Here is a 4548-nt window from a genome sequence, read left to right on the forward strand (position 1 = left end):
CTCGCGCAGCGGACCGAACGGGTCCGAGTGCGCCGTCTCCACGATCCGCACCCGCGTGCCGGGCTCGCGCTCCTCGAAGGCGCGCACCGCCTCGGCCACCGGGCCGTGCACCTTCCCCCGGAACCCGAGGCGGACCGTGGACGGCCCGCCGTGGGCGCGGTCGCGCGCGCCGTCCACCACCGCGGCCAGGTTCTGGTAGGCGGGCCGCAGGGCGTCGAGGAACTCCTCGCCGAACGGGGTGAGGCACGGGCGCGGGCCCGTGCGGTCCAGGAGAGGGGCGCCGATCCGGTCCTCCAGGGCGCGCAGCAGCAGGTCCACGGTCTCCGCGGGTACGCCCAACCGCACCGCGGCGTGTCCGGGGTGCGGTTCCTCGGCCAGGACGAGGAAGCACTCCAGCTCCCGGATCTCGATACCCCGCAACTGGACGGTCCCCCTCGCCTTCGCCGACATGGCCCGTGCCGCCCCCGACACGCGTCGGGTCGGCGAGCACCCCTCATGGAAGCACGGGACGCGTACCGCCCGGTTGACCGGCTCTCGTATGGCGGAAGGCGCGGCGGACAGCGGGCCCCGCCGGGTCCGGTCCGCTCGCGGGCGGCGCCCCCAGGTCCGCGCGTGGACGACGGCGCCCTCTCGGCCCGGGGCGCCGCGACCGCCGCCGGGACCCGGGAGACCGGACGGGTCCCTCCTCCGGGCGGGCCGGGCACGGTCACCGGATACGCTCGGCGCGACAGCGACTTCCGGGAGGAACCACCATGTCAGCGACCGCCGTCGTCACCGGAGCCAGCAGCGGGATCGGGGCCGCCACCGCGCGCGGCCTGGCCGAGGAGGGCTACGCCGTGGTCCTGGTCGCCCGCCGCGCCGACCGGGTCGAGGCGCTGGCGAAGGAACTGGCCGAGGAGGGCCGCAGCGCCCGCGCCCACGCCCTCGACGTCACCGACAGGGCCGCCGTCGAAGCCTTCGCCGACTCCCTGGCCTCGTGCGAGGTCCTGGTCAACAACGCGGGCGGTGCGATCGGAACCGAGACCGTCGCCGAGGGCGACCCCGCCGACTGGCGCGCCATGTACGAGGTCAACGTCATCGGTGTGCTCAACATGACCCAGGCCCTGCTGCCCAAGCTGATCGCCAGCGGGGACGGCACCGTGCTGGTCGTCTCCTCCACGGCGGGGCACGTGGCCTACGAGGGCGGCGGCGGGTACGTGGCCGCCAAGCACGGCGCGCACAGCCTCGCCGCCACGCTGCGACTGGAGCTGTGCGGCGAACCGGTGCGCGTGCTGGAGATCGCGCCGGGCATGGTCAGGACCGAGGAGTTCGCCCTCAACCGGATGCGCGGTGACTCCGGGGCCGCCGACGCCGTCTACGCCGGTGTGCCCGACCCGCTGAGCGCCGAGGACGTCGCCGACACCATCGTGTGGGCGGTCACGCGGCCCCCGCACGTGAACATCGACCTGCTCGTGGTGCGACCGCGCGCGCAGGCCGCCCAGCACAAGGTCCACCGCGTGCGGCGGGGGGAGTCCTAAGGAACACTGCCCAGCGGGCCGGCCGGAACCGTCACCGGTGTGGCACGGGGGTTTTCCGACCCGAATCCCAGCGGGGGCGGGCGGGGTGGCCGCCGAGTTCGACGGCCGCTCCGTCAGTCCCCGGCCGGGCCGCCACGGCCGAGGCCCCGGCAGGCTCCGTGTCGCGGCGACCGCCCGGTTCCACGCGGCCCAGACGCGCCACGGGTACGAGGGGCGTCCCGGGGGAGGGGCCCGGCGAACCCTCCCCGTGGTCACGGCACCGGCCCGGGAGGCGGGTGCGGGCCGCGGTCGCCGTCGGACCCCGCGGGGCTCAGGCCTGCGCGCCGCCGGACGCGCACTCGGCGCAGTCGCAGTAGTTCGTCGTGGACATGGACCGGCAACGGGTGCAGATCTGCCGCTTCGCTCCGGGGGGATCGTGCTTCCAGTCGTGCTGCCCCCGCCTGCAGATCCCCGAGGGGCCGATGACGGTGTCGTCACGTGAGGTGTCCATGGCAGCAAGGTAGCCCCGGCCGACCCCGAAGACCAGGGCCGGGCGGGACCGCGCCCCGGAGGGGCCGCCCCCGCGCGGGGGCGGCCCGTGTCCGGGCGGGGGTCGCGCGGAGCCCGTGGATCAGGCGTCCAGTTCCCGGGACAGCATCTCCACGAGCTCGTCCAGGACCTTGTCCGCGTTCTCCTGCTCCTCGCAGGACAGGGTGACCGTCTCGCCGTGCTTGACGCCCAGCGCCATCACGGCGAGCACGCTGCGGGCGTCCACGGGGTCCTGGCCCTCGCGGGCGATCTTGACGGGCAGGCCGGTGCCGTTGACGGCCTGGACGAACAGGCTGGCGGGGCGGGCGTGCAGGCCGAGCTGGGAGGCGATGGCCACGGTGCGCTGGGGCATGTCAGTCCTAGGAGAAGTCGTCGGGAGATCGTCGGTTGGGCGGGGGGCCCGGGTCAGAGCGTGTCGACCGGCCACTGCGGGTCGGGGTCGGCCACCGCGGTGATCGCGTCGGCGGCCACGTCGTCGGGGGAGGGGACGGTGGTTCCGGGCAGGGAGACCGCGGCGGTCCCCCACGCCACGGCGTGCCGCAGCCGGTCCTCGGGGGAGCCTTCCGCGCCCAGGAACCCGGCCAGGGCGCAGTCGCCCGCGCCCACCGTGCTGCGCGTGCGGACCCGGGGCCCGCGCGCCCACCAGGTGTGCTCGGGGTCCACGAGTATCGCACCGTGGCCCCCCAGTGTCACCAGGGCGGAGCCGTTGCCCCACCCCAGGACCTCGCGGGCGGCCTCGGTGACCGCGCCCACGGTGGTCAGTTCCCGGCCGATCAGCTCGGCCAGCTCCTCCTGGTTGGGCTTGAGCAGGGCCACCGACCCCGCGCGGGCCGCGGCCTCCAGGGGTTTGCCGGAGGTGTCCAGGGCCAGCGGGACCCCGTAGGAGGCGGCCAGTTCGGCGACGCGCACGTACAGGTCGTCGGGGGTGCCGGAGGGGAGGCTGCCGCTGGCCACCACCCACGCCGGCCCCCGGTCCAGCTCGCTCTCCAGGGCGGAGAGCAGGGCGTCGGTCTCCTCGGGGGAGAGCACGGGACCGGGTGCGTTGAGCTTGGTGGTGGTGCCGTCGTCCTCGGTGACGGCGATGTTGCCCCTGGTCTCGCCCTCGATGGGGACGGCGACGCAGGGCAGGTCCCCGAGCAGGGTGGTCAGCTCGGCGCCTCCGCCGCCGCCCACGGGCAGTACCGCCCGTGTGGGCACGCCGGCGCGGCGCAGCGCGCGGGAGACGTTGACGCCCTTGCCGCCCGCCTGCGCGCGGGTGGAGCCCACGCGCAGGACCTCACCGCGGGTCAGGTGACTGACCTCCAGGGTGTGGTCCACGCTCGGGTTGGGGGTGAGGGTCAGGATCATGGGTGCTCTTTTCGAGGTGGCTGCGCCCGGCCCGGTCCGGATGTGGGACTACCTTTGATTATGTGTGTTTGCCTGCGTGTGTCAATGCTGTTGTGCCCTGGTTTCCGGTTTTGGCCACTGTCGGTCACGGGCGGGTGGAGCTCGTGTCACCGGTGTCCCGGTGCGCGGGCGCGGTCGGAGCGAGGGGAAACACTCCTGGTGGGTTCGGGCGGACCGTAGGGGCTTCGCGACGAGCAGTGTTGCTGGGATATTGGTTCAAGGTACCTCTTGTGTGTCCCAGGCAACACCATTAAACTCACAGAAAACCACACCGAAACACAGGTGATCCAACATGTACGCGGAAGAGCGCCAGAAGGCGATCCTCGAACGCGCCCGGCGGGACGGCCGGGTCGACGTGACGGGACTCGCCGCGGAGTTCGACGTCACGTACGAGACCATCAGGCGCGACCTCACGGCACTCGAACGCCACGGGGTCCTGCGCAGGGTCCACGGTGGCGCGATCCCCGTCGAGCGGCTGGGCTTCGAGCCCGCCCTCAATGTGCGCGACTCCGTCATGACGCAGGAGAAGGAGCGCATCGCCAAGGCGGCTCTCGCCGAACTCCCGGAGGAGGGCGCCATCCTGCTCGACGCCGGGTCCACCACCGGACGCCTCGCCGAGCAGTTGCCCGCCGACCGCGAACTCACCGTCGTCACCAACTCCCTGTCCATCGCCCTCACGCTCGCCCCGCGTACCCACATCAACCTCATGCTGCTCGGCGGGCGCCTGCGCACCCGCACCCAGGCCACCGTCGACGCCTGGGCGCTGCGCTCCCTCGCCGAGTCCTACGTCGACGTCGCCTTCATGGCGGCGAACGGGATCTCCACCGAACGCGGGCTCACCACACCCGATCCCGCGGAGGCGGAGGTCAAGCGGACCATGATCGCCTCGGCCCGCCGCTGCGTCCTGCTCGCCGACCACACCAAGGTCGGCAACGACCACTTCGCCCGTTTCGCGGCGGTCGAGGACCTCGATCTGGTCATCACCGACACCGGTCTCGCCAGCGGTCTCGCCGACGAACTGGAGGCCGCCGGACCCCGAGTCCAGGTGGTCTGACCAGGGCGGGACACCGAGCGGGGCGGTTCCACCGTCCGGGACCGCCCCGCCCCGGAACACCCC

Annotated in this window: 6 protein-coding genes; 2 read left to right on the forward strand and 4 right to left on the reverse strand. The window is 73.7% G+C overall.

Features of this window, described 5'->3' with window-relative positions; genetic code table 11:
- On the reverse strand, positions 1–420 hold a 420-nt coding region (locus DQW06_RS26480), incomplete at its 3' end, for a LysR family transcriptional regulator (RefSeq protein WP_232833169.1).
- 332 nt (positions 421–752) lie between these two features.
- Here DQW06_RS26480 and DQW06_RS26485 point away from each other — a divergent pair.
- Positions 753–1517 (forward strand): SDR family NAD(P)-dependent oxidoreductase, encoded by a 765-nt coding sequence (locus DQW06_RS26485; RefSeq protein ID WP_117199522.1) that lies wholly within the window; start codon positions 753–755, stop codon positions 1515–1517.
- 310 nt (positions 1518–1827) lie between these two features.
- On the opposite strand, the gene DQW06_RS26490 is transcribed toward DQW06_RS26485, so the two are convergent.
- The 3 genes from DQW06_RS26490 to pfkB all read right to left on the reverse strand — a co-directional run bounded on the left by DQW06_RS26490 (position 1828) and on the right by pfkB (position 3392).
- Positions 1828–2007, reverse strand: coding sequence for a hypothetical protein (locus DQW06_RS26490; RefSeq protein WP_061080696.1), 180 nt, complete (start codon positions 2005–2007; stop codon positions 1828–1830).
- Between the two features lie 120 nt (positions 2008–2127).
- Positions 2128–2397 carry an HPr family phosphocarrier protein gene (locus DQW06_RS26495; protein WP_013155226.1) on the reverse strand — a complete coding sequence of 90 codons (270 nt, stop codon included), beginning with the start codon at positions 2395–2397 and terminating at the stop codon, positions 2128–2130.
- Between the two features lie 53 nt (positions 2398–2450).
- Entirely contained in the window at positions 2451–3392 is a 942-nt protein-coding gene (gene pfkB, locus DQW06_RS26500; protein ID WP_013155225.1) for a 1-phosphofructokinase, read from the reverse strand.
- A 331-nt stretch (positions 3393–3723) separates the two neighbouring features.
- Here pfkB and DQW06_RS26505 point away from each other — a divergent pair, with 331 nt between their 5' ends.
- Positions 3724–4485, forward strand: coding sequence for a DeoR/GlpR family DNA-binding transcription regulator (locus tag DQW06_RS26505; protein WP_017563623.1), 762 nt, complete (start codon positions 3724–3726; stop codon positions 4483–4485).
- Positions 4486–4548 lie beyond the last annotated feature (63 nt).

The organism is Nocardiopsis sp. TNDT3 (assembly GCF_003427465.1).
In the GTDB taxonomy this organism is placed as follows: Bacteria; Actinomycetota; Actinomycetes; order Streptosporangiales; family Streptosporangiaceae; genus Nocardiopsis; species Nocardiopsis dassonvillei.

Excerpts from the sequence above, each read along its gene's own strand:
- pfkB (WP_013155225.1), bottom strand. The coding sequence starts at position 3,392 with ATGATCCTGACCCTCACCCCCAACCCGAGCGTGGACCACACCCTGGAG.
- DQW06_RS26505 (WP_017563623.1), top strand. The coding sequence starts at position 3,724 with ATGTACGCGGAAGAGCGCCAGAAGGCGATCCTCGAACGCGCCCGGCGG.
- DQW06_RS26495 (WP_013155226.1), bottom strand. The coding sequence starts at position 2,397 with ATGCCCCAGCGCACCGTGGCCATCGCCTCCCAGCTCGGCCTGCACGCC.
- DQW06_RS26490 (WP_061080696.1), bottom strand. The coding sequence starts at position 2,007 with ATGGACACCTCACGTGACGACACCGTCATCGGCCCCTCGGGGATCTGC.
- DQW06_RS26485 (WP_117199522.1), top strand. The coding sequence starts at position 753 with ATGTCAGCGACCGCCGTCGTCACCGGAGCCAGCAGCGGGATCGGGGCC.